Genomic DNA, 21,259 nt, shown 5'->3' with positions numbered 1-21,259 from the left:
GACGGAAGCTGACCAAGCAGGGCGATCCGGAAATCCGCCGGCTGCTCTATACGGCAGCAATGGCAGCCAGCCGCACCGTCGCCTGGAAAGACTGCTACCAGGGTTACCTGCAACGCGGCCTGAAGAGAACCGAAGCGCTGGTCATCCTGGCGCGCAAGCTGGCTAGGATCGCCTTTGCCGTGATGAGAAGTCAGAAGCCATATCGACCTCGCGTCGCTACGGCGGATTGACATGGAATCTCCCACCGAGCCAGAGCGCTCCGTAGCCCGGGCTTCAGCCCGGGAATCCCTCCGGCTGGCACCAACCCCGCAGGAGCGAGCTCTGCTCGCGAAGGCTCCTCCCCGGCACCACCGCCGTCCCCGGACTGAAGTCCGGGCTAAAGGTGGCAGACCCTGTGGGAGCGGCTTCAGCCGCGATGCTCGTGCTTCATCTTGCTCGCGAATGAACTCGCTCCCCACAGCGCCGCGCCTACCGCTCCCCCAACTTATGCCGCGCGGCATACAGGCAGAGCATCTCCATCGCCAAGGTGGCGCCGGCCAGGGCGGTGACCTCGGCGTTGTCGTAGGGCGGCGCCACTTCCACTACGTCCATGCCCACCAGGTTGATGCCGCGCAGGCCACGGAGGATTTCCAGCGCCTGGTGGCTGGAGAGCCCGCCGCACACCGGGGTGCCGGTGCCGGGGGCGAAGGCCGGGTCGAGGCAGTCGATGTCGAAGGTCAGGTACACCGGGTTGTCCCCCACCCGCTCGCGGATGCGCTCGGCGATCTGCTCCGGCGTGTGGCGGTGCACCTCGCGCGCGTCCAGCACCTGGAAGCCCATCACGTCGTCGTTGGTGGTGCGCAGGCCGATCTGCACCGAGCGCGCCGGGTCCACCAGGCCCTCGCGGGCGGCGTGGAAGAACATCGTCCCGTGGTCGATGCGCTGGCCCTCTTCGTCCGGCCAGGTGTCGCTGTGGGCGTCGAAGTGGATCAGCGACAGCGGCCCGTGCTTGGCCGCATGGGCCTTGAGCAGCGGGTAGCTGATGAAGTGATCACCCCCCAGGGTGAGCATCGCCGCGCCGGCCTCGAGGATGTGCGCGGCGTGGGCCTGGATCGCCTCCGGCGTGTGCTGTGGCGTGCCGTGGTCGAAGGCGCAGTCGCCGAAGTCGATCACCGCCAGGTGGTCGAAGGGATCGAACTCCCAGGGAAAATGCCGCGCCCAGGCCATCTGCACCGAGGCGGCGCGGATGGCGCGGGGCCCGAAGCGGCTGCCGGGGCGGTTGGTGGTGGCGGTGTCGAAGGGCACCCCGCTCACCACCAGGTCGACGCCGGTGAGGTCGCGGCTGTAGCGCCGGCGCATGAAGCTGGTGATGCCGGCGTAGGTGGCCTCGGCGGCCGTGCCCAGCAGGCTCGGCCGGGTGATGGCCTGGTCGTTGTCGAAGGCGTGTTCCATGTCATCGGGCTCCGTCGGGGGTGGGGTGTGCGTCTGCGCGGGGTCAGTACTGGGTGCGGAAGCGCGTCCAGATGCGGGTACGCTCGCGCTGCTCCTTGAGGGTCAGCGCCTGCTCGCCGAACAGGCGCTCGCGCACGACCTGCTCCGGGTAGATGTCCGGGTCGTTGGCCACCGCCGGGTCCAGCAAGGGCGTGGCGGCCTGGTTGGCGTTGGCGAAGAACTGGCTGTTGGTCAGCTCGGCGATGGCCTCGGGGCGCAGCATCCAGTCGATGAAGGCGTGGGCCGCCTGGGGGTGCGGCGCGTCGGCGGGGATGGCCAGGGTGTCGAACCAGATCAGCGTGCCCTCGCGGGGGATGCGGTAGACCACCTCGAAGGGCATCTTCGCCTCGCGGGCCTGCTCGGCGGCGATGGCGGCGTCGCCGTTGTAGGTCAGCGCCAGGCAGATCTCGCCCTTGGCCAGGTCGTTGATGTGCTTGCCGGCGCCGACGTAGCGCAGGTTCGGCTGCAACGCGGTGAGCAGCTCATGGACCGCCGCGAGGTCGGCCTTGGCGGTGCTGTACGGGTCCTTGCCGAGGTAGTGCAGGGCCACGCTGATGACCTCCTGGGGCGAGTCGATCACGGCGATGCCGCAGTCCTTCAGGCGGGTGGCGTACTCGGGCTTGAACAGCAGGTCGAGGCTGTTCAGCGGCGCGTCGGGGATGCGCTTCTGCACCGCGTCGCGGTTCAGCCCCAGGCCGATGGTGCCCCAGGTGTAGGGCACGCCGAAGCGATTGCCGGGGTCGACGCTGGCGAGCTTGGCCAGCAGCTGCGGGTCGAGGTTGGCGTAGTGGTGCAGCTGCTCGCGCTGCACCGGCTGCACCGCATTGGCCTTGATCGCCCGCGCCAGGCCGCTGCTGGCGGGGAACACCACGTCATAGCCGCTGCCGCCGGTCATCAGCTTGGCGTCGAGGGCCTCGGCGCTGTCGAAGATGTCGTACTTCACCCGGATGCCGGTCTCGGCCTTGAAGCGCTCCAGCGCCTGGGGCGGGATGTAGGCGGACCAGCTGTAGAGATTCAGCTCCCGGTCCTGCCCATGGGCGGGCAGGACACAGGCGGCGAGCAGGGCGAACAACAGGGAAAGGCGCATGGCGAAAGCTCCCGGAGCGGTGATGGGACGATCCTGCGCCGGGTTTTGCTTCGGATAAATATGAAGTGTTCTACTTTGGCATCGCTCGCCATCGATGTTTGGAGATCCCCATGCTCGCCCAACTCCAGGACCTGGACCTGCAACTGCTCAGGCTGTTCGTCACCGTGGTCGAAAGCGGCGGCTTCAGCGCCGCCCAGGGCGCGCTGGGGGTGGGCCAGTCCACCATCAGCACGCAGATGGCCAAGCTGGAGACGCGCCTGGGCTTCCGCCTGTGCGAGCGCGGCAAGGCCGGCTTCCGCCTGACCCCCAAGGGCGAGCAGGTGCTGGCGGCCACGCGGCGGCTGTTCGGCGCCATCGAGACCTTCAAGGGCGAAGCGCGGGGCATGGCCGACATGCTCCTGGGCGAGCTGCGCATCGGCCTCTCCGAGTCCCTCGACGATGCCGTGATGCAACGCCTGGCCGATGCCATCCGGCGCTTCCGCTCGCGCCGCCAGGCGGTGCGCATCGAGCTGCTCAGCGCCATGCCCGCCGAACTGGAGCGGCGCCTGCTGCAGGACCAGCTGCACCTGGCCATCGGTTACTTCTCCGGCAACCAGCAGGCGCTGGAACACCGGCCGTTGTTCGTCGAGGAGCAGCTGCTGTTCTGCGGCGCCGGGCACCCGCTGTTCGACCGCACGCGCGTCACCGAGAGCGACCTGCGCCAATGCGACCGGGTGCTGCACCCCTACCGCTTCATCGGCGAGGCCGAGCCCTTCCAGTCCGCCGCCAGCAGCGCGGTGACCGAGCAGGTGGAAGGCACCCTGGCGCTGATCCTCTCCGGCGCCCACATCGGCTACCTCCCCCGCCACATCGCCGCGCCCTGGGAGGCACGCGGGCTACTCCGCGCCCTGCTGCCGGAACGACTGGGCTTCGACGTGGAATTCCGACTCACCCACCACCGCGGCCGCGAACCCAGCGAAGCGCAGCAGGCGTTCGTCGAAGACCTCCTGGCCGCCTTCGGCGGGGTGGATCGGGCGTAGGGTCACGGCGAACAACGACCACCCCCGGCTCCTGTAGGGGCGAATTCATTCGCCACGCAGTGCGCAGCGCTGCCCGACTCGGTGCCTCCGGGAACACCGCGGGTGGATGGGAAGCGCGCCACCCACCCCGCACACGGCGCGTTCCGCTACAGGTACCAGCGGTATTCCCGGGCGCTGACTTCGTTGATGAAGTCGAGGTACTCCTGGCGCTTGTTCTCGCAATAGACCATGACGAATTCGCTGCCCAGGCCCTGGTTGACCACGGGGTGGTCGCGCATGGCGGCGACGGCGGTGAGCATGTCCTTGGGGAAGTCGATGCCGCTGGAGCGGTCTTCGTTGAGCGGGGCGATGGGGTCGCGGGCGGCGTCGAGGCCGTGCTCCATGCCGGTGAGGATGGCCGCCAGCACCAGGTAGGGGTTGGCGTCGGCGCCGGCCAGGCGGTGTTCGATGCGCAGGTTGCGGCCGTCGGACTCGGGAATGCGGATGCACGCGTCGCGGTCTTCGAAGCCCCAGCTGGCGCGGCTGGCGGCGTTGACCATGGCGCCGTAGCGGCGGAAGGCGTTGTGGTTGGCGGCGAAGATCGGCATGCAGTGGGGCAGCAGGTCCAGGCAGCCGGCCACGGCGTGGCGCAGCGGGCGCTGGCCCTGGGCGTCCAGCAGGTTGTGGCCGTCGCGGTCGTAGAGGCTGACGTGCACGTGCATGCCGCTGCCCGGTGCCTGCAGGTAGGGCTTGCTCATGAAGCTGGCGCGCAGGCCGTGCTTGAGGGCGACGCCACGGGTGCTGCGGCAGAACAGGGCAGCCCAGTCGGCGGCCTTGAGGCCGTCGTCGCAGTGGCCGAAGTTGATCTCGAACTGGCCGGGGCCGAGTTCGGCGGTGATGACGTTGGCGGCCACGCCCTGTTCGTTGGCGGCGTCGACCATTTCGTGCAGCACGCTGGAGAAGCGCGAGAGGCGCTCGATGTGCATGTTCGGCTGGTCGTCCTCGTCTTCGCACAGCGGGTCGCGGGGGAAGCGCGGCAGGCCGGCGTCGAGCTTGCGGTCGAACAGGTAGAACTCCAGCTCGAAGGCCACCACCGGGCGGATGCCGCGCCGCTCCAGGCGCTGCAGCACGCGGGCGAGCACTTCACGGGGTTCGAATTCGATGGGCGCTTCGGTGCCGTCGGAGGTGATCAGCATTTGCCCCAGGGGCTCCTTCTCCCAACGCACCGGCACCAGGGTGCCCGGCACCAGGCGGCGCGGGGCGTCCGGGTCGCCGTCGGCGAAGCAGTAGTCACCGATGGGGTACAGCCCGCCCTGGGTGCCGAGCAGCACGCAGTTCTGCGGGACCTTCAGCGGGCCACCGGCGGCCACTTTCTCCAGCATGTCGATGGGGTAGCGCTTGCCGTAGAAGTGCCCGGGGATGTCCAGGCAGATCAGGTCGACGTAGCGGATGTCCGGGTGACGTTCGCGAAAGGCGCGGACTTCGCTGAGCAGATCGGGGTGTCTTGTTGTTGTCATCACTGCGGTCCTGCAAGGGAAAGGGGTGTTCGGGGGAGAAGCTGCCGGGTGTCAGGTGAAGACCCAGAGCACCCGCGTCGGCCGTTCGGAGAGGTTGGCGTAGCGGAACTGCGCATGGGGCGGCAGCTGGAAGCTGTCGTTGGCGTAGAGGGTCACCGGCTCGGCGTCGTCGCCGTACCAGAGCGTCAGCTCGCCTTCGAGGACGAAGCCGCCCTGCTCGGAGCTGTCGTCCAGGTGCCCTTCGCCGCTGGTGGCGCCGGGCTCCAGGTGGCTTTCGAGCATGGAGAAGCCGCCGGACATGGTCGGCGAGGCCAGCACGTCGGTGATGCCGCCGGCGTAGTAGAGGGTGCGGCGCTCGTCGGGGCGGGTGACCCAGGGGATCTCGCGGGGCTTGCTGAGGCTGTAGAAGTAGGTGGTCGGCACCCCCAGCGCTTCGCTGATGGCGGTGAGATCGGCCACCGTGGGGCGCGAGAGGCCACGCTCGACCTGGGAGAGGAAGCCCACCGAGCGGTCGATGCGGGTGGCCAGGTCGCCCAGGGTCACGTTCTTGTGCTTGCGCAGGTCGCGGATGAGGATCGCGAGGCCTTCGATTTCGTCTTGCTTGTCCATCTGGAATCTCCGTGGTGCCCGCCGGGTGCCGGCGGGCGGCCCTTCAGATCACGTCGCGCAGGCGGTAGTACGCCTTGCCGATGGCCTCCAGCGGCGGCGCCAGCAGCGCGCCACCGGGGAAGCCGGGGTTGTTCAGGCGCTGGTAGAGCCCCAGCAGGCGGTCGTCACCGAGAATGGCGTCGGCCACGGCACGGGCACCGGCCAGGGTCGGCAGCACGCCGTGCCCGGAGAAGCCCTGCAGCCAGTAGCGCTGGCCGCTGCGGCCGATGTCCGGGGTGCGCTTCATGCTGCAGTCCAGGTGCCCGCCCCAGCCGTACTCGATGCCCACGCCGCGCAGCTGCGGGAAGACCCGCTCCAGGTGCGGCCGGGTGGCAGCCGCTACGTCCCTGGGCAGGCCGCCCAGGTAGGTGCAGCCACCGCCGAAGAGCAGGCGGTGGTCGGGGGTAAGGCGGAAGTAGTCGGGGACGAACTGGTTGTCGATCACGCAGCTGTTGCGCGGCAGCAGGGAGCGCGCCAGCGCCGGGTCCAGCGGTTCGGTGGCGACCTGGTAGGAGCCCACCGGCAGCACGCGCCGGGCCAGGGCCGGGTCGAGGCGGTCGATGTAGGCGTTGCAGGCCAGCACCAGCACGTCGGCACGCACTTCGCCTTCGGCGGTGCGTACGCTGTAGCCCTCGCCGCGGGTGCGGTATTCCAGGGCCTGGGTCTGTTCGAAGATGCGCCCGCCAGCCGCTTCCAGGGCGTTGGCCAGGCCGTGGGCGAGCTTCAGCGGGTCGAGGTGGCCGGCCTCGGGGTCGTAGAGGGCAGCCTGGTAGCGCGGGCTGCCGATCCATTCGGGCAGTTCGTCGCGCTCGATGACGCGCAAGGCGTCGTAGCCCCACTTCGCCTCGGCCTCGCGCTGGGCCTCGTGCAGCTGGCCGACCCGGCGCGGCAGCACGGCGGCCCACAGGCTGCCGCTGCGGTAGTCCACCTCGAAGCCGTGGCGGGCGGGCAGCTCGCGGATCTCCTCGGAGGCCCAGCGCATGCTGTCCCACAGTTGGCGGGCGCCGTCGACGCCGAGCGCCTTCTCCAGCGGGGGCATGTCGCAGGACCAGCCCAGCAAGGCCTGCCCGCCGTTGCGCCCGGAGGCCGCCCATGCCAGCCGGCTGGCCTCCAACAACACCACGCGCTTGCCGGCCAGGGCCAGGCGCAGGGCGGTGTGCAGGCCGCTGAAGCCGCCGCCGACCACCACCACGTCGCAGTCCTGGCTCGCCTGCAGGCGTGGGCGCAGCGGGATGGGGCCGGGGAAGGCGGCGGCGTACCAGGTACCGACATGCTGGGCGGATCGCTTGAACATGGGGGCCTCGTGAAATTTTGTAGATTTAATTTCATGAAAATCTATCCAATAAATTTCACAAAGCCAACCCCGGAACGAACCGACGAGAACCCTTTCACGCGGGGCCGGTCCCACTGGCTGCAACACCTTGAAGCGCGAGCGGAAGCCGATCACCCTGTACGCCCGGCGCCGCCGCCCATCACTGCCCTGGCCGAGGAGCCTCCATGCGTCCGTCACTGTCCCGCCTGTCCGTCCCGCTGCTGGCCGTCGCCCTGCTGGTCGGCTGCACCCACACCGCCAAGACACCGGAGCGCCCTGCCGAGGCGCAGGTGCCGGCCAACGTCATCCGCGAGACGCCGCCCAGCGAGCTGGAGGTGCTGCAAGTGCAGGCCCAGCGCGGCGACCCGGAGAGCCAATTCAAGCTGGGCAGCCACTTCTTCGTGGCCAAGGACTACCGCCAGGCCCAGTACTGGTGGGCCCGCGCCGCCGACCAGGGCAATGCCGTGGCGGCGGTAAGCCTGGCCTTCCTCTACACCGGCCGCAACGACCCGGCCCTGGCCAACCAGCCGGAGATGCTGCGCTACCTGAACCAGTCCGCCGCCGCCGGCAACCCCATGGCCCAACACGTGCTCGGCAGCCTGTACCTGCGGGGCGAAGGCGTGCCGCGCGACCCGGACCAGGCCCGCCGCCTGTACCAGTCGGCCTGCGCCCAGCATTACGAGGCCAGTTGCAAGGCGGTGCAGGCGCTGCCGGGCGATTGAGAGCAAACACGATGCGCAAAGCGCTTGCTGTTGCACTGCTTGCCGGTTCATTGCCGAGCCATGCCGGGGAGAAGCTGGATGGGGTGGCAATGAGCATCACCCTTGTCGCTTTAGGCACCCTCTGCCTTCCGAGCTACTCGACCGGGGCCCTCATGGACTCGGGACACAAGGCACGGGCGCGGGACGATGCCGCCGCCTTCGTAGCCAGCGACGGCGACATCCGGGGCCCCGAGCTGGAACGGGCCCTGCGGGAGCTGCGCCAACAGCCGCTGCCCACCGGCACCGACGACCTGGCCCTGGCCCGCGCCATCCTCGCCTCTACACCCTGAAGCCCTTCAGCTGCCGATCACGCCGCCGTCGTTCTTGGTGATGAGCACGGTGGTGGAGCGCGGGCGGCTCTTGCCGTCGCTGGCGGGGTAGCTGATGCCGGGGTGCTGGATGTTGACCCACATGCTGCGGCCGTCCGGGGTGAAGGTGATGCCGGTCAGCTCGCAGCCGCGCGGGCCGACCAGGAAGCGGCGCACCTCGCGGGTCCTGGGGTCGGCGCAGAGCAGCTGGTTGCAGCCGATGCGCGCCATGGCCGGCTCGATGTCGTCGAAGTCGGTCTCGATCCACAGGCGGCCGGCGGGGTCGAAGGCCAGGCCGTCCGGCGAGGAGAAGGCGTCGCCGTTGATGGTGCCGATGAGGTTGGCCGGCACCGGCTGGCCCTTGTCGTCCTTCGCCCCCTGGGGCTCGCCGGCGAGGAGGAAGATCTCCCATTCGAAGGTGGTAGCGGTGGGGTCGCCGCCCGCCTCGTTCCAGCGCAGGATCTGCCCGTGCAGGTTGTGCGGGCGCGGGTTGGCGGCGTTCAGCGGCTTCTTGGCGCCGCGCTCGTCGTTGTTGGTGAGGGTGACGTAGACCTCACGGGTCTCCGGGTGCGCAGCCACCCACTCGGGACGGTCCATGGGCGTGGCGCCCACCCGGTCGCCGGCGGCGCGGGCGTTGAGCAGCACCTCGGCCTGGCTGGGGAAGCCGTTCTCGGCGGTGAGGCCGTTCTGCCCGTGCACCAGGGCCAGCCACTGGCCCTTGCCGTCGTCGTCGAAGCGGGCGACGTAGAGGGTGCCCTCGTCCAGCAGGTCGCGGGCGGCCCTGGGGTTGGCGGCGTCGAAGCGGCCGCTGGGCACGAACTTGTAGATGTACTCGCCCTTGGTGTCGTCGCCGTAGTAGTAGGCCATGCGCCCGTCCTTGCCGAGGGACAGGGTGGAGCACTCGCGGCAGAAGCGGCCGACGGCGGTGCGCTTCTTCGGCGTGCTGCCGGGGTCGAAGGGGTCGATCTCCACCACCCAGCCGAAGCGGTGCGGCTCCTGCACGTGGCCGTCGTGGGGCTGGTCGCGGTAGGGCGTGGCGTCGAAGCGGGGGTCGGCGGTCTCCCAGCCGTAGTTCTTGCTCAACCCTTCCCTGGCGATGCCGTAGCGTTTGTGGGACACGCGCTGGGCATGGTCGGCCGCGTCGCGGTTGATGAAGTAGTTGTGCCAGTTCTCCTCGCAGGCGAGGTAGGTGCCCCAGGGGGTGACGCCCATGGAGCAGTTGTTGAGGGTGCCGATCACCTCCCGCCCGCTGGGGTCGGAGGCGGTCTTCATCAGCGGGTGGCCGGCCAGCGGGCCGCTGAGCTGCATGGGGGTGAGGGTGGAGATGCGGCGGTTGTAGCGCGAGCCGGCGACCCGCTGCCAGTGGCCGCGGCCATCCTTCTTCACCTCGATGACGCTGACGCCGTGTGCCGCCTGCTCCTTCTTCACGTCCTCCGCCTTGCGCTTGCCGTCGACGTAGACGATGCCGGCGGCATGCAGGGTGGGGTTGATGTATTCGTGGTTGATCACCAGCAGGCCGTGGTCGCTGGGCGCCTCTGGGAAGGGGAAGAAGTGCATGCCGTCGTGGTTGTCGCCGGCCTGCTTGAGCTGGTCCTCCCAGGTTTCGCTGGCGTCGCCCTTGAAGGCCGGCGCATCGGCGAGCACGGCGTCGCCCCAGGAGAAGAACGGCCGGGCGCTGTAGCCCTCGGCGACGATGACCTGGTCGAACGTGGCATCGAACTGCTGGGGCACGCCCTTGAAACCCAGCAGCGGGGTCTCGGCCAGGGTGCGGCAGGCGCTGATGCCGCCACCGAAGAAGCCCAGGGCCGCCATCGCCAGGCCGCCCTTGAGCACGTTGCGGCGACCGGCATCGACCATCCGGTCCATGCTGCGGTTGCCACTGGGGTTGATGGCCTCGTCGTCGTGGGCGGCGAGTGCGGCATGGAAGGCTGCGAAGTCCTGGTTCATCACGTCTCTCTTCTGGTCTGCGCCGGCGCTGCGCGCTCAGCGTTCGATGCGGTAGTGGAAGGTGTTGCGCACGCCGGGCACGGCCACGGGCTGGCCGTTCTCCAGGCGCGGCTGGTAGCGGAACGTCTGCGCCGCGGCCAGTGACGGGCGGATGAACAGCGGGTGGCAGTCGCCCACCACCTGCGGGTCCTCGACGCGGCCTTGCGGGTTGACCCGGTACTCCACCGTGCAGTCGCCCTGGATGCCCTTGTCGAGGGCGCGCTGGGGGTAGTCCGGCGCTTCCTTGGCGATCGGCAGGTACTGGCGGCTGTTGGCGGCGGCTTCGGCGGCGGCCTGGCGCGCGCGCTCGGCGGCCTGGCGTTGCTGTTCCGCCTGGCGGGCCAGGTCGAGCTGGCGCTGTTGTTCGGCGGCGACGCGCTCGGCCTGCAGGCGCTGCTGCTCGCGGCGCTGGGTTTCCCGCTGCACCTGCTCCTGGCGCTTCTGTTCTTCCACCCGCTTGCGGGCCAGGGCGGCCTGCTCCTGCTTGCGCTGCTCGATGCGCGGGTCGACCTGCGGCTTCGGCGGCTCGAGCGGCATCGGGGGCGGCGCCACCGGGGCGGGTTCGGCCACGGCCGGCTGCACCGGCGCCGGGGGCGCGGGGGCCGGTTCGGGCACCGGCGCGGGCAGGCTGATGAGCTGGGTGGTGAGCACCCGCTGCACGGGTTCGGCGGGGCGCTCGGGGGCCCAGCCGGCCATCAGCAGCACCAGCGCAGCCAGGTGCAGGGCCAGGGCGCAGCCGGCGGCGAAGGCGTGGCGCCAGAACCCGGCAGCGGGCAGGCGCAGGCGGGAAAGCGGGGTGTCGCCCATGACCATCACGCTCATTGCGGCGCCTCGGTGATCAGCCCGAGGTTGGCCACCCCGCCCTGCTGCAGCGCGGCCATGGCGGCCACCACCTTGCCGTAGCCGGCGTCCTGGTCGGCGCGGATGTACACCTGGGTGTCGCCGCGCTCGGCGATCAGCGCGCCCACCTTGGCGGTCATCTCCTCCAGGGCCACGGCGCTGTCGGTCCGGTTCTCGGTGTCCAGCTCGGTGCCGAGGTTCCAGTAGTAGCCGCCGTCGGCCTGCACCGAGAGGGTGAGGATGCGCTGCTGGCTGTCACGGGGCAGCGCCTCGCTGGCCACCTTGGGCAGTTCGATCTTCACGCCCTGGGTGAGCATCGGCGCGGTGACCATGAAGATCACCAGCAGCACCAGCATCACGTCGATGTAGGGCACCACGTTCATTTCGGCCTTGGGGCCGTGCTTGCGCTGGGGACGGACGAGCATGCTGCACCTCAGGCCGCGGCGGCGACGGGATTGGCGCCCACCAGGCGGCGTTGCAGGCGGCCCTGCAGCTCATTGCCGAAGGCGTAGTAGCGCGCCACCAGGCCCTGGGCGCGGGCCGAGAAGCGGTTGTAGGCGATCACCGCGGGGATGGCGGCGAACAGGCCGATGGCGGTGGCGATCAGGGCTTCGGCGATGCCCGGGGCCACGGTGGAGAGGGTCGCCTGCTGCACCTGGGACAGGCCGATGAAGGAATTCATGATCCCCCACACGGTGCCGAACAGGCCGATGTAGGGGCTGACCGAGCCGACGGTGGCGAGGAAGGTGAGGCCCTTCTCCAGGCGCTCCTCCTCCTCGGCGATGGCGACGTAGAGGCTGCGTTCGACACCGTCCACCACCCTGTCCGGGGCGATGCCCGGCTCGCGGCGCAGCTGGGCGAACGCCTGGTAGCCGGCCTGGAAGATGCGCTCCAGGGCGGCGTCCTCGTCCGGCTCGCCGTCCTTGCGCTGCAGCTGGCCGAGCTCGGCGGTGCCGCGCAGGCGCGCCAGGAAGGCCTTGGCCTGCCGCTCGACGCGCCCCAGCAGGGCGCCGCGCTGGACGATCAGGTACCAGCTGAACAGGGAGGCGAGCAGCAGGATCGCCATCACCCCTTTCACCAGCAGGCTGGCGTCGCTGATCAGGCCCCAGACGGTCATCTGTTCCAGTGTTGCGTGCATGGTTCGGTTCCTCGTGTTGCCGGGCCCGCTGGCCCTATTCGATTACGCGGTGGTGACGGATTGATGACAGCGCTTCAGTGCAGGCCCAGGGTCCGGGCCACCTCGGCCCAGGGCACGAACTTGAAGTTCTGGGTCTGCTCGGGCATGCGCTTGCGGCCGTCCTGCACCACCAGCAGGCCCTGGCTCCAGGGGCCGCCGAGGTTGGCGGAGGTGACTTCCAGGCCGTCGGTCTCCGAGGCGCCGTCGATGCCGGCGGCGGCGTTGAGGCCGACGCGGAAGGCGCCGCGCAGGGCGAAGGGCGGCTCGGCGTCGAGCACCACGTAGCTGTCGTTGCCCTGGCTGGAGATCACCAGGTAGTCGCGGGCCTCGCTCTGGTAGAGGGCCAGGCCCTCGACGTCGGCGTGCAGCGCGTCGCCCACCTTCATCACCGAGGCGAGGTCGGCGGGGGCGTCGGCGCGGGCGTCCAGGGCCCAGACGCCGACGTCCTCCTCGCCGATGAACAGGCGCTGGCGCTGGTCGTCGGCGACACAGCCCTCGGGCTGGCTGTCGACACGGAACTCGCGCACCAGCTGCCCGCTCGCCGCGCCGTTGGCGCCGTCCAGGCGGTATTGCAGGAAGCGCCCGTCCTTGCCGTTGGCGAAGGCGTAGAGCTCGCCGGAGGCCGGCTGAAACAGGCAGATGCCGTAGATCTCCTTGAGCGGGGTGGGCACCTCGCCGGCCGGCTTTACCTCGCCCGTGCCGCGGTCGATGGCGAACAGGCTGAGGCTGTTGCGGTCGCGGTTGCTGGCCACGGCGAGGTCGACCCGCTGGCCGCCGAGGGCGAAGCCGGGGCGCACGTCGACGTTGTTCAGGCGACCCACCGGCAGTTCCTGCAGCAACTGGCCATCGAGGCCGTAGACCAGCAGGCCCTGCTTCTTGTTGGTGCCGAGCACGCGGCTAGCGGCCGCATCGTTCGGGTTGACCCAGATGGCCGGGTCGTCCGCCGCATCGCCCTGGCGCCCCACCGGTTCGCTCTGGCGCAGGGCGGCGACGCTGGGCAACACCGGCGGCAGGGCCACGGGCTTTGCCTGCCAGTCCAGCCGGCCCTGGTGGAAGCGCCCGCTGGTGTCGTCCTGCAGCAGCAGCTCGGTGCCCCTGGCGCTGGCGGCGACGGCGATGCGCTCGGGCTCTTCCAGGCCCGGCAGCGCCAGGCTGGCCACGGCCTGCCAGGCCTCGCCCTGCTGCTGGTAGAGGTGCAGGCGGGCGGCGGACGGGTCCAGCGCCAGCAGGCCGCCGGGCACCACGGCCATGGCCCCGGCGCGTTTCGCCAGGCCGCCGAAGGGGGCCACCAGGTCCACCGGCACGCGGGCAYTGTCGGCTTCCGGGTGGGCCGGGTAGGCCCAGAGGCCGACGTTCTCTTCGTTGACGAACAGGCGGTTGGCAGCGTCGTCCACCTGGCAGTATTCGGCCGCCGGTGGCAGGGCCAGGCCGCGCACGCGCCGGGCCTCGGCATTCAGGCGCGGGCCGGCGCCCACCAGCCACTGCTCGCCGTGGCCGTCCTCGCCCACCAGGAACAGGTAGAGGTTGCGCGCGTCGTCGCGGTACAGGCAGAGCCCGGCGACGGCGTAGTCGCGGGCCGGTAGTTGCAGCGGGGCGCTCCAGCGCTGGGCGCCGGTGTCCAGGCTCACCAGGGTGGCCTGCTGGGTGGCGTTGTCGAGGCTGGCGACGATCACGCCCCGGGGCCCGGCGCTGCGCAGGTCGAGGCCGGAGAAGGAGCCGGGCAGGCGCGCCCGTTCGCGGCCTTCGCCGTCGAGCAGGAGCAGGCCGTCGCGCTCGCTGGCGGCCAGGCGGGCGTCGCTGCCGGGCAGCGGGCGAAGGTCTTCGGCCTTGAGGGCGGAGGCGCCCCATGGGCTGAGGTCGAGCCGGGGGGACGAGGACTCGGCGGCCGGGCGCGGCTGGCAGGCGGCCAGGCCGAACAGGGCGGCGAACAGCAGGGCGGTGCGGGGGCGGATAGCGGTCATCGGGCGGTTCCAGGCGATACGGGGGTGCCGCCCTCCCCGGTGGGGAGGGCGTGGCGATCAGAAGTGGGTGAAGGTCAGGCCGAGCGTGTAGGTGGGGCCGTATTCCTCGTACTGGGCGTTGTAGCTGCGGCGCCCGGTGTAGACGTAGTAGTGCTCGTCGGTGAGGTTCTGCGCCTCGAAGGACAGCTGCAGCTCCTTCGTCAGGAAGTAGCGGGCGCTGAAGTCGACGAAGGTTTGCGAATCCACGTGCAGGTCGTGCTGGCGGTCGCCCACCGGGGCCACTTCGAACAGGTAGTCGGACTTGTAGTTGGCCGACAGGCGCAGGCTGAGTTTGTCGTTCTCCCAGCCGAGCATCAGGTTGCCGACGGTGTCGGACTGGTTGGGCAGGTCGATGTCGCGCTTGAGGGTGCGGCCGCTGGCCTGGTCGAAACCCTCGATGCTGGCGTCGGAGCGGCTGAAGGTGGCGTTGGCGCCCAGCAGCAGGCCGTTCCAGGGCGCGGGCAGCCAGTCGAACTTCTGCGAGTAGGCCAGTTCCAGGCCGTAGAGCTTGGCGTTGTCGCCGTTGGCGTAGGTGTTGGCCTCGTCGAAGGTCGCCCAGGCGCCGGTGCCGGCGAGGTCGGTGTTGTAGATGAAGTTGTCGATGTCCTTGTAGAAGACGAAGGCGGAGACCACGCCGGCGCGGCCCAGGTAGTGCTCGATGCCCAGGTCGAAGTTGCTCGACTCCAGCGGCGACAGGTCGGGGTTGCCGAAGCTGGCCTCGTCGCCGTCGATGACGAAGCCCGGGGCCAGCTGGCCGAAGGTGGGGCGCACCACGCTCTTGGTCCAGGCGGCGCGCAGCTGGGTGTCCTTGTCCAGCTGGTAGCGGGCGTGCAGGCCGGGCAGCCAGTGGTGGTAGTCGCGCTTGCGCTCGATGCTCTCGAAGGCGCCGTCGCGGATGCCGGTGCCCTTGGCCTCGAATTCGGTGCCTTCGTAGCGCAGGCCGGCGATGAAGCGCCAGTCGTCCACGTCCAGGGTGTTCATGAGGTAGGCGGCGTTGATGTCCTCGCTCATGTCGAAGTCGTTCACCCGCGACTCTTCCTCGTTGTAGAAGTCGGCGGCATTGAGCTGGCCGAGCAGGCCCTTGATGGCGCTGGCGCTGATGCCGGGGCCGAAGCGGTCGAGGGCGTAGTGCACGGTGCCCTTCTGGAACCGGCCGAGGTTGAGCTGTTCGTCGGTGAAGAAGGTGTCCAGGTCCTCGTAGGTCCAGGCTTCCAGGTCGTTGGTCTTGTCGCGGCGGCTGAGCTTGCCGCCGAACTTGGCCTGGGCGGCGTAGCCGGAGAGGTCGTAGTCGCGGGCGAGGTCGAGGCGGATGTTCTTCTCGGTGTCCTTGGTGTTCTGCTTTTCCCAGTCGATCTTGTCGAGGGCGAAGTTGGCCGGGTCGTAGAACGCGTCCTCGACGTTGAGGCGCGGCTTCTTGCTGTCGTCGAAGCCGGTACCGGTGAAGTCGCGGATGCCTTCGAAGGTGGCACCGGCGATGTGGCCGGGGCTGTCCTCGCTGGAGCGGCTGTAGCCGGCCTGCCCGCTCAGGGTCCACAGGCCCATCATGCGTTCGCCGCCGAACACGTAGGACTGGATCTCCTGGGTTTCCTCGCGGTCCTTGAGCTTGCGGTTACCCTCGCCGTCGCCGGTCTCGCCTGGCAGGCGCGCGTTGTCGAATTCCATGCCGGCGGAGTTACGCGTCTCGCTGTCCTTGAAGCGGCTGTAGAGGGTGCGCAGGTAGTAGCTGGAGCTGTCGTCGGGCTTGTAGTCGAAGTTGAGGCCGCCGCCGGCACGCTCGCGGGTGATGGCGTAGTCACGCTGTTCCAGTTCCTCCAGGCGGGCGCCGTCCTCGAAGTCCCAGGCGCCGCCGGTCTCGACGTTGTCGGAGCCGAACTTGCGCTCCTGCCAGCTCAGGGCCGCGGCCACGCCGAAGTTGTCGATGCCCTCGCCCAGGCTGAAGCGGTCGCTGATGGCGCCGGAGAACTTGGGGCTGGTCTTGTCGGTGTTCTCGTCGTAGCTGCCCTCGGTGCTGCCGGTGTAGAACAGGCCCTCGTGGTCGAAGGCGGAGAGGCTCTCCACGTCGATGGTGCCGCCGAGGGAGTTGGCGTCCATGTCCGGGGTGAGGGTCTTGATCACGGTGAGCGACTGCACCAGCTCGGCTGGCAGCACGTCCAGGGCCACGGCGCGGCGGTCGCTTTCCGGGGCGGGCACCAGGGTGCCGTTGATGGTGACGCTGTTCAGGTCCGGGCCCAGGCCGCGCACGCTGACGAAGCGGCCTTCGCCCTGGTCGCGCTCCACCGAGACGCCGGGCAGGCGCTGCACCGCTTCGGCGGCGTTCTGGTCCGGCAGCTGGGCGACGCCATCGGCATGCACCACGCTCTCGACGCTGTCGGAGGCGCGCTGCTCCTTCAGGGCCTTGTCGATGCTCACGGCCTGGCCGACCACCTCGACGTGCTCGGTGGCGCCGGCGGCGCCCTCGTCGGCGGCCAGCGCGACGCCGGCCATGGCCAGGGTCAGCGCGCTGAAGGTGAAGCCCGCGAGCCGGGCGGCGGTGCTGCGCTTGTACATGAATGCTCTCCCCAGGATTGGTTCCAGGCCAGGCAAATGGCCCGGCAATGTGGGAGCGGACGCTAGGCAGCGCGGATGAAGCTTCTGTGACAGGACAACGGCACCGGACGGGAATGGCGGGGTTTTGCGGGGGTAGCCCCGGGGTTTTGAGCTGATAGGACCCGAGCATGGCGATGCAAGCCAGGCCGGAGCCTCCTGTAGGGGCGAATTCATTCGCCCAGCGGAGCGCAGGTCCGCCGCTACCTACAGCCCCGCAGAAGCAGCCCTGCGGGCTGCCTGGCGAATGAATTCGCCCCTACGAAAGCAGCGCGAAATGCTGAAAAACACCCCACGTCCCCTGAGCCGATCCGACCCTCCCACCCCGCTCCGGCGCTGCAACCTCGCCGTCACAATCATCTGCTCTGCTGGCCCGGTCTAACCCTGCGGACCTGCCCATGACCTCCCTGCTGACGCTGCACCGCCTCAAGCTCACCGCGCTGTTCCTGGCTGCCAATGCCGGGTTGCTGCTGCACCTGGCGGTGGGCGACCTGAAGGCGGCGTCGGAGTGGGTCTGGCTGGACATACTCGGCGAGGGCGGTTCGGCGCTGCTGGCGCTGGTGTGGATCGGCCTGGTGCTGAAAAGCCGGCCCGCCGGGCGGGTGACCAACCTGCTGGTGCTGGGGCTGGCGGGGGTGTTCTTCTCCTGGTGGATCGACAGCCTCGACGAATTCATCCGCATGCCCGACACGGTGCACTGGGACCACTGGCTGGAGTCGGTGCCGATGCCCATCGGCCTGGTGCTGCTGACCCTGGGCATCTACCACTGGCACCGCGAGCAGTTGGCCATCAGTGCGCAGATGGAGAAGCGCGAGCGGCTGTTCCGCGAACACCGCCAGTTCGACACCCTCACCCCGCTGGGCGACGCCGACTACCTGCGCCGCCAGCTGGAGCTGGGCCTGGGCGAGGCCGCCGCGAACGGCCAGCCGCTGTCGCTGGTGATCCTCGACATCGATGACTTCAGCCAGGTCAACGACCGCTTCGGCCACGCCGAGGGCGACCACCTGCTGCTGGCCCTGACACAGTTGCTGCTGCTCAACCTGCGCCGCCAGGACCTGCTCTGCCGCCTGGCCGGCGACCGCTTCGTGGTGCTGCTGCCGAACACCGGCGAGCGCCAGGCGCACCAGCTGGCCACGGAGCTGGGCGAGGCGGTGGCGCACTTCGCCCACCGCACCCGCCAACACGGCGAGCGCCTGCAACTGCGCACCAGCACGGCGGTGGCGATGGCCCTGGACGAGAGCCCCGAGGCGCTGCTGCAACGGCTCAACCTGGCCCTGGCGAAGGCGCGCTCGCCGCGCCTGGCCCACAGTGCCTGAGGTGCGCGATGACCATCAGGGGTGACTGGTACGAGTGCGACAGCCGCTTCATCCCGGCCCACGGCCAGCCGGCGGTGCTGATCGACCTGGCGCTCTCGCGGGGGATCGACAGCCACCGCCTGCTGCGGGGGACCGGGCTGTTCTACGAGGACATCCTCGCCGGTGGGCAGCTCGTCAGCCCGCAGCAGTTCCTCGGGCTGATCGGCAATGCCCGGCGCCTGCTGGCTGCCGACGACACGGCCTTTCTCTTCGGCCAGCGGCTTTTGCCCGGCCACTACGGCGCCGCCAGCCACACCCTGCTGCATGCCGAGCACCTGCAGGATGCGCTGGGCCAGTTGATCCGCCAGCGGGCGCTGCTGACCCCGTTGCTGGCGCCCCGGCTGTTGCTGGACGAGCAGGACGCCTGGCTCTACTGGGTGGACGCCTGCGGGGCAGGGGAACACCGGCGCTTCCTGCTGGAGGCGAGCATGGCGGCGGTGGCGGCGCTGTGCCGGCGCCTGGGCGGGGAGCGGCTGCCGTGGCGCTACCACTTCGCCCATGGCCAGCCGCGTTGCATCGAGCAGTACTGGGTGCACCTGGGGGAAGAGGTGCGCTTCGACCAGCACGTGGACGCCATGCAGGTGCCGCGCGCCTGGCTGACCCGGGCGCTGCCGGAGGTGTCGCAGACCGCCGGCCGGGTGGCACGCCAGGAATGTGCGCGCCAGCTGGAGACGCTGGGCCATCGCGCCAGCCTGCTGGACCGGCTCTACGGCTGGTTGCTGGAGCGGGTGCGCGAGGCGCCGGTGCTGGAGGACGCGGCCCAGGCCTTCGCCATGAGCCCGGCCACCTTCAAGCGCAAGCTGGCCAAGCACGGCACGCACTACCAGGAGCAGCGCGACCTGGTGCGCAAGCACGTGGCGCTGTACCTCTATCGCATCAAGGGCTACGGCAACGACGAGGTGGCGGCGTACCTGCGCTTCCACGACAGCACCAACTTCCGCCGCTCGCTCAGGCGCTGGACGGGGCTCTCCCCCAGCGCGCTGCGCCAGCTGTTCGGGGCTTGAGGGGCGTCATTCGTAGAACAGCGTGAGGGTGGCGGTGGTGATCACTGCGCCGGGGGCGATGTCCGGCTCGTGCTGGTGATAGCGGGCGATGAGCGGGATGGCACTGGGGCCACCCTGGGTACCGCTGGCCTGATGGAAGGCCTTGATCCCGAGCACCAACGGCTCGCCGTTGCCAGCGCCCTTGAGCAGTTGCACGCCCACGCCCCTGGCCATGCCGGCGCCGGTGCTGTTCTGCAGCACCGAATCCGCGGCCTTCAGCCCGTCCACGCGGTAGTGGATGCGGATGTCCGGGTCGCAATCCAGGTGGATGTCGAACGGCCGCTCCCGGGCGGAACTGCCCACCCCCTCGAAGTGGTGGAGGTTGGCAGTGGGCAGGTGCACGGTGAGGGTGGGTTCGAGCAGCCGGCAGCCCTTCTTGTTGAACACCAGGCGGGTCGGCGGGAAGGTCAGTTCGTTGGTCAGCAGGTTGTGGTAGTAGACCTGGATCGGCTTGATGGCGAAGGTGCCCGACTCGATGGGGCCGGTCTTGATCAGTTGGAACCACCACAGCTGGGCGGGTGCGTAGGTGGTGGCGGATATCTGCGTCTCGGTGCGCGGGTGGCCCATGAAGATGCCGCCGCTCATGGTGGCGGGCGGACGGCTGCCGTTGTTGGCCCAGGCCACCTTGATGCCGATGCCCGGCACGCCGCTTTCATACACATGCTCGAGGGCCGTCCGCTGCATGGTGGCGCTGTAGCCGTGGTCCATCCACAGGGTGCCGGGCCCCGTGCAGGTGGCGCTGGCGCTGCCGCCGCCCATCCAGCGGTTGGTGTCGTACAGCACGGTGCCGATCGGCGCATCGCGGTGAACGGTCAGGGTGGTGGGCAGCGGCAGCTGGTTCTTGTGCCCCGACCCGCTGCAGCTGGCCCCCCAGGCCATGCCGGACGCGAGCAGGAGTGCCAGGGCGCTGGCCAGCCGGGTGAAAGGACGCGGGTTCATGAAGGTGACCGGGGGAAAAATGGGGGGCGAATTTTAATGACTCGCTCCGTCTCTCCCTGTCGGCCGGGCGTCCGGCGTGACCGCCGCGCCTGTAGGCAAGCGCCGTAGGACGATCGAGCGACTCACTCGTAGAACATCGTGAGGGTGGCGGTGGTGATCACTTGGCCGGGGGTGACAGCGCTGTCGACCTGGTAATAGCGGGCGACCAGCGGAATCACGCTGAGGCCGGGCATCTCCCCGGTGTACAGGTGATAGGCCTTGGCACCCAGCACCAGTGGCGTACCTCCGCCCGCGCCTTTAAGCAGTTGCACGCCTACGCCCTTGGCCATGCCGGCACCCTCACTGTTCTTCAGCACCGAATCGGTGATCTGGAGCCCGTCCACTCGGTAGGAGACATGAATATCGGCGTCGCATTCCAGGGGGATAGTGAACGGACGCTCCCCTGCCGAACTGCCGTAACCGTCGAAGTGATGCAGGTTTGCAGTTGGCAGCGTCACGGTGATAGCAGGGTTGAGCATTCGGCAACCCTGCTTGTTGAACACCAGTTGGCTCGCCGGGAAGGTGAGTTCATTGGTCAGCAGGTTGTGGTAGTAGACCTGGATCGGCGCGATCTGAAAGGTGCCCGAGGCGATGGGGCCGGTCTTGATCAACTGGACCCACCAAAGCTGGGCCGGCGCGTAGGTGGTGGCGGATATCTGCATTTCAGTGCGCGGGTACCTCATGTAGGAGCCCCCGCTCATGGTGGGCGGCGGACGGTTGGCGTTGTTCGCCCAGGCCACTCGGATACCGATGCCCGGAACACCCGACTCATAGACGTCCGGCAGTGAAGTGGCTGTCATGGCCGCTCTGTAGCCATGGTCCTGCCAGATGGTGCCCGGCCCGGAGCAGGAGGCCGAGGCCACGCCCGTGCCGATCCAGCCATGGGTGTCATAGAGCACCGAACCGATGGGTGCGTCGCGCTGCAGGGTCAGCGTGGTAGGCAGCGGGAACTGGGTCTTGTGCCCCGAGCCCGTGCAACTGGCGCCCCAGGCAAGGCTGGACATCAGCAGGAGCGCCAGGGCACCTGCCAGCGTGCGGCATGCGGCGTGCTTCATGGGGGATGACCGACAGGGTAGGAAAAGGGGGTGGGAATTTTACCGATGCCATCAACATCGCCGTGTCGGCAACCCTTCACACCATCCTTGAATACCTGTAGGCAATCATCACTACATTCGTAGTCAATCAACCCACGAAAT

19 protein-coding genes are annotated in these 21,259 nt (G+C 69.4%); 6 read left to right on the top strand and 13 right to left on the bottom strand.

What is annotated here, in order from left to right; genetic code table 11:
* Positions 1-230 (top strand): transposase (locus SZ55_RS22690; RefSeq protein ID WP_044412066.1); only part of this gene is annotated, 230 nt, incomplete at its 5' end.
* A 238-nt stretch (positions 231-468) separates the two neighbouring features.
* Here the strand turns inward: SZ55_RS22690 and speB are convergent.
* Together speB and SZ55_RS22680 are read right to left on the bottom strand one after the other, a co-directional pair.
* Positions 469-1,431, bottom strand: a complete 963-nt coding sequence (gene speB / locus SZ55_RS22685; RefSeq protein ID WP_044412063.1) for an agmatinase — start codon at positions 1,429-1,431, stop codon at positions 469-471.
* A 43-nt stretch (positions 1,432-1,474) separates the two neighbouring features.
* A complete protein-coding gene (locus SZ55_RS22680) occupies positions 1,475-2,557 on the bottom strand; it encodes a polyamine ABC transporter substrate-binding protein (RefSeq protein ID WP_044412058.1) in 1,083 nt (360 codons plus the stop codon).
* 110 nt (positions 2,558-2,667) lie between these two features.
* Between SZ55_RS22680 and SZ55_RS22675 the strand changes: the two genes are divergently transcribed.
* Positions 2,668-3,576 (top strand): LysR family transcriptional regulator, encoded by a 909-nt coding sequence (locus tag SZ55_RS22675; RefSeq protein ID WP_044412055.1) that lies wholly within the window; start codon positions 2,668-2,670, stop codon positions 3,574-3,576.
* A gap of 146 nt (positions 3,577-3,722) precedes the next feature.
* Here SZ55_RS22675 and SZ55_RS22670 read toward each other — a convergent pair whose 3' ends face one another.
* The 3 genes from SZ55_RS22670 to SZ55_RS22660 are packed head-to-tail and all read right to left on the bottom strand — an operon-like array spanning position 3,723 to position 7,014.
* Complete coding sequence (locus tag SZ55_RS22670) at positions 3,723-5,072, bottom strand: glutamine synthetase family protein (RefSeq protein ID WP_174244733.1); 1,350 nt, start codon at positions 5,070-5,072, stop codon at positions 3,723-3,725.
* A 51-nt stretch (positions 5,073-5,123) separates the two neighbouring features.
* On the bottom strand, positions 5,124-5,681 hold the full coding sequence (locus SZ55_RS22665) for a helix-turn-helix domain-containing protein (protein ID WP_044412049.1): 558 nt from the start codon (positions 5,679-5,681) through the stop codon (positions 5,124-5,126).
* A 43-nt stretch (positions 5,682-5,724) separates the two neighbouring features.
* The gene (locus SZ55_RS22660; RefSeq protein ID WP_044412046.1) at positions 5,725-7,014 is read right to left on the bottom strand and encodes an NAD(P)/FAD-dependent oxidoreductase; all 1,290 of its coding nucleotides are present in this window, start codon (positions 7,012-7,014) and stop codon (positions 5,725-5,727) included.
* A 203-nt stretch (positions 7,015-7,217) separates the two neighbouring features.
* On the opposite strand from SZ55_RS22660, the gene SZ55_RS22655 reads away from it, so the two are divergent.
* Together SZ55_RS22655 and SZ55_RS22650 are read left to right on the top strand one after the other, a co-directional pair.
* The gene (locus SZ55_RS22655) at positions 7,218-7,754 is read left to right on the top strand and encodes a tetratricopeptide repeat protein (RefSeq protein WP_044412043.1); all 537 of its coding nucleotides are present in this window, start codon (positions 7,218-7,220) and stop codon (positions 7,752-7,754) included.
* 11 nt (positions 7,755-7,765) lie between these two features.
* Positions 7,766-8,083, top strand: a complete 318-nt coding sequence (locus SZ55_RS22650) for a DUF2388 domain-containing protein (protein WP_044412040.1) — start codon at positions 7,766-7,768, stop codon at positions 8,081-8,083.
* A 6-nt stretch (positions 8,084-8,089) separates the two neighbouring features.
* Here SZ55_RS22650 and SZ55_RS22645 read toward each other — a convergent pair whose 3' ends face one another.
* The 6 genes from SZ55_RS22645 to SZ55_RS22620 form a co-directional block, all read right to left on the bottom strand.
* Positions 8,090-10,048 carry a PhoX family protein gene (locus SZ55_RS22645; RefSeq protein WP_044412037.1) on the bottom strand — a complete coding sequence of 653 codons (1,959 nt, stop codon included), beginning with the start codon at positions 10,046-10,048 and terminating at the stop codon, positions 8,090-8,092.
* A 36-nt stretch (positions 10,049-10,084) separates the two neighbouring features.
* A complete protein-coding gene (locus SZ55_RS22640; RefSeq protein ID WP_044412034.1) occupies positions 10,085-10,909 on the bottom strand; it encodes an energy transducer TonB in 825 nt (274 codons plus the stop codon).
* On the bottom strand, positions 10,906-11,352 hold the full coding sequence (tolR, locus tag SZ55_RS22635; protein WP_044412031.1) for a protein TolR: 447 nt from the start codon (positions 11,350-11,352) through the stop codon (positions 10,906-10,908). The genes SZ55_RS22640 and tolR overlap by 4 nt, the downstream gene beginning before the upstream one ends.
* Positions 11,353-11,360: 8 nt before the next feature.
* Positions 11,361-12,065 carry a protein TolQ gene (gene tolQ / locus SZ55_RS22630; protein WP_044412028.1) on the bottom strand — a complete coding sequence of 235 codons (705 nt, stop codon included), beginning with the start codon at positions 12,063-12,065 and terminating at the stop codon, positions 11,361-11,363.
* Between the two features lie 74 nt (positions 12,066-12,139).
* Positions 12,140-14,065 (bottom strand): phytase, encoded by a 1,926-nt coding sequence (locus tag SZ55_RS22625; protein WP_082078318.1) that lies wholly within the window; start codon positions 14,063-14,065, stop codon positions 12,140-12,142.
* Between the two features lie 57 nt (positions 14,066-14,122).
* A complete protein-coding gene (locus SZ55_RS22620; protein WP_044412025.1) occupies positions 14,123-16,651 on the bottom strand; it encodes a TonB-dependent receptor in 2,529 nt (842 codons plus the stop codon).
* Between the two features lie 434 nt (positions 16,652-17,085).
* Here SZ55_RS22620 and SZ55_RS22615 point away from each other — a divergent pair, with 434 nt between their 5' ends.
* Entirely contained in the window at positions 17,086-18,003 is a 918-nt protein-coding gene (locus SZ55_RS22615; protein WP_044412021.1) for a GGDEF domain-containing protein, read from the top strand.
* A gap of 8 nt (positions 18,004-18,011) precedes the next feature.
* Positions 18,012-19,046 carry an AraC family transcriptional regulator gene (locus SZ55_RS22610; protein WP_044412019.1) on the top strand — a complete coding sequence of 345 codons (1,035 nt, stop codon included), beginning with the start codon at positions 18,012-18,014 and terminating at the stop codon, positions 19,044-19,046.
* 6 nt (positions 19,047-19,052) lie between these two features.
* Here SZ55_RS22610 and SZ55_RS22605 read toward each other — a convergent pair whose 3' ends face one another.
* A complete protein-coding gene (locus SZ55_RS22605) occupies positions 19,053-20,024 on the bottom strand; it encodes a fimbrial protein (RefSeq protein WP_044412016.1) in 972 nt (323 codons plus the stop codon).
* 122 nt (positions 20,025-20,146) lie between these two features.
* The gene (locus SZ55_RS22600; RefSeq protein WP_044412012.1) at positions 20,147-21,118 is read right to left on the bottom strand and encodes a fimbrial protein; all 972 of its coding nucleotides are present in this window, start codon (positions 21,116-21,118) and stop codon (positions 20,147-20,149) included.
* Positions 21,119-21,259 lie beyond the last annotated feature (141 nt).

The sequence above is a fragment of the Pseudomonas sp. FeS53a genome (assembly GCF_000931385.1).
GTDB lineage: Bacteria > Pseudomonadota > Gammaproteobacteria > Pseudomonadales > Pseudomonadaceae > Metapseudomonas > Metapseudomonas otitidis.
This window is presented reverse-complemented; position numbering and strand designations above follow the sequence as displayed.